The sequence below is a fragment of the Fibrobacter sp. genome (assembly GCF_045112255.1).
In the GTDB taxonomy this organism is placed as follows: domain Bacteria; phylum Fibrobacterota; class Fibrobacteria; order Fibrobacterales; family Fibrobacteraceae; genus Fibrobacter.
Genome location: NZ_JBGUHR010000014.1, coordinates 1 through 1,910, shown reverse-complemented (window position 1 = coordinate 1,910; position 1,910 = coordinate 1). Strand labels below are relative to the sequence as shown.

At 48.1% G+C, this 1,910-nt stretch carries 3 protein-coding genes; 2 read left to right on the top strand and 1 reads right to left on the bottom strand.

The window, feature by feature from the left end; translation table 11 throughout:
* Together ACJMM9_RS00950 and ACJMM9_RS00945 are read left to right on the top strand one after the other, a co-directional pair.
* Positions 1-936 (top strand): TonB-dependent receptor plug domain-containing protein (locus ACJMM9_RS00950; RefSeq protein ID WP_405323022.1); only part of this gene is annotated, 936 nt, incomplete at its 5' end.
* A 43-nt stretch (positions 937-979) separates the two neighbouring features.
* Entirely contained in the window at positions 980-1,303 is a 324-nt protein-coding gene (locus tag ACJMM9_RS00945; protein WP_405323020.1) for a heavy-metal-associated domain-containing protein, read from the top strand.
* On the opposite strand, the gene ACJMM9_RS00940 is transcribed toward ACJMM9_RS00945, so the two are convergent.
* On the bottom strand, positions 1,304-1,910 hold a 607-nt coding region (locus ACJMM9_RS00940), incomplete at its 5' end, for a trans-sulfuration enzyme family protein (RefSeq protein ID WP_405323019.1).

Below are 1,910 nucleotides of genomic sequence, written 5' to 3'. Positions count from 1 at the left end.
CAAGCCAAAAATCTCGATGAAAACGAAACCGTAATTGGCGGCTATGCTCAATACACGTTCCATTACGACGATTTTTTGATTCTTATGGCGGGTCTTAGGGTTGACGACAGCGATGTTTACGGCACATTTTTGACGCCGCGTTTCCATCTGAAAATCAAACCGTTGGAGGCGTTTTCGATGCGTCTTTCGGCGGGCAAGGGTTACAGGTCGCCACACGCTTTGGCGGAGAACCATTTTTTGCTCTCGTCGGGTCGTCAGATTGAAATCGAAAACCTTGCTCAGGAGAGTGCGTGGAACATCGGATCAAGCCTTTCGTGGAAGATTCCACTCTGCGGCAAACATCTGAAAATCAACACAGAATACTATTACACCACATTCCAATCGCAGGCGTTGGCAGATTACGACATTTCGCCAAGCAAGATTGTCATCAAATCTTCTGACCAACGCTCGTATTCGCATACATTTCAGGCAGATGCGGCGTTTGACGTGTTCAAGGGATTTGAACTTTCGGCGGCTTACAGATTGAACGATGTGAGGGCTTATTCAGGTGGTGAATTGCGGGTTAAACCGTTGACCAACAAGTATAAAGCACTGATTACTGCATCGTACAAAACGCCTTTGGGAATTTGGCAGTTTGACGCCAACCTTCAACTCAATGGCGGCGGCCGTCTGCCCGATTATTTCGACGAAAACGGCGTGTTGGTAAGCAATGCTGAATTTGCTGCGTTCCCTCAACTCAACATTCAGATTACCAAATGGTTCAGGAAGTTTTCAATTTATGTCGGCGGCGAAAACTTGACAGGTTACCGACAGAAAAATCCCATCATTTCGTCAGCAAATCCGTGGGCTGAAACATTTGAGCCGACGTTGGTTTATGCACCCGTGAGTGGCGCGATGTTTTATGTGGGACTGAGGTGCAATTTGTTCAGAGAATAAACGATAAATAAATAAAAAACAATTAATTATGAGAAAGTTAGTAATGTTTTTCGCCATTATGTTTATGGCGTTGACGGTAGCGGGCAAGGACATCAAGACCCTTGTGCTCACCACCAATCCGCAGATGCACTGCGAGAATTGTGAAAACAAAATCAAAAACAACATCCGCTTTGAAAAGGGCGTCAAGTCGATTGAAACCGACATTGCCGCCCAAACTGTGACCATCGTCTATGACGCGGACAAGACCACGGAAGACGCTATCATTCAAGCGTTTGCCAAAATCAACTACACCGCCCGCAAAGTAAATTGCGGCGAGGCTGTGGAGCATAGCCACGATGACGGCGGATGTTGCAAGGAGAAGAAATAATTAATCCTCCAATGCCTGTCGGAAGTCCTCGATCAAATCTTCGGTGTCTTCGATGCCGACCGAAACTCGAATCAGAGTGTCGGAAATGCCGTTTTGCTCGCGGACTTCCTTGGGTACTGAGGCGTGCGTCATAATGGCGGGAATCTCTGCCAAACTCTCTACGCCGCCGAGACTTTCTGCCGTGGAAAAGAGTTTCAACTTGGAGAGAAAATCCTCCGCATCTTGCAGTGTGCCAACGAGTTCAAACGACAATACTCCGCCAAATCCCGACGACTGCGCAGCCGCAATTTCGTGGTGAGGATGGTTCTTCAAGCCCGGATAAAGTACCCGCTTGATTTTTGGCGATTTAGCAAGAAATTCTGCCAAAGCCAAGGCGTTCTTTTGGTGCTGCTCCATACGCACGGCGAGGGTTTTGGCGCCACGGAGTGTCAGGTAACTGTCGAACGGCGAAAGCACCGCGCCCACAGCGTTCTGATTATAAGCGAGTTTCTTGTAAAAAAACTCGTTGTTGAGCACGATTGAGCCGCCAAGCACGTCGCTGTGTCCGCCGATGTATTTTGTGGTGCTGTAAACCACTACGTCGGCTCCGAGCGACAATGGTTTTTGA